The sequence below is a fragment of the Bartonella sp. MR168JLCBS genome (assembly GCF_042194175.1).
This window is the reverse complement of sequence record NZ_JBHIMP010000598.1, coordinates 1-556: the sequence shown is the minus strand read 5'-3', so window position 1 is coordinate 556 and position 556 is coordinate 1. Positions and strand designations below refer to the sequence as shown.

Annotated in this window: 1 pseudogene; it reads left to right on the top strand. The window is 40.5% G+C overall.

From position 1 onward, the window contains the following. Nucleotides 1-179: 179 nt before the first annotated feature. Nucleotides 180-556: pseudogene (locus tag ACFIK8_RS12920) on the top strand (hypothetical protein); the annotation flags it as partial.

The following is a 556-nucleotide window of genomic DNA, read 5'->3' as shown; positions in this document are numbered from 1 at the left end:
ATTTACCTCAATGATTACAAATACTAATGATGATCCGTACTAAAGAACACAAAATCTTTTGAGACTCTTTCAAATGGGCATCCTTCTTTGAAGAAAAAGCTTTCAAAACAGAATGGTGGAAAGTGCATCAAAGAAATTTTCTAAAAACAAATATTGTAAAAACTTGAAAGGAAACATGCATGAAAAAAAACCAACCAGCCCCTTCTGCACCTCTTTCGGTGAAAGAATTAAAAAAACGCTACGAACAGCCTGCCACAAGAATATCCTCTCCAGAAACCCTCTCTGCAAGGATTTCTCCAAAAGACAAAAGACAGGCTTCCCAGAAACTGGAAGCATTAAAAAAACGCTATGAACACCCTCCCACAGAAACATCTTCTTCAGAATCTCTATCTGCAACGATTGCCCCACAAAGACCACTTCGCATGAAAGAGAAATTGGCTCAGATGGAGCAAGCAAAAGAAACTGCAGATGCAAGGGCTGCCCCACCACAGAGACCACCTCGCACGAAAGACAAAAGGGCTAAAATGGAACAAGACAGAGAAACTGCAGACGCAAT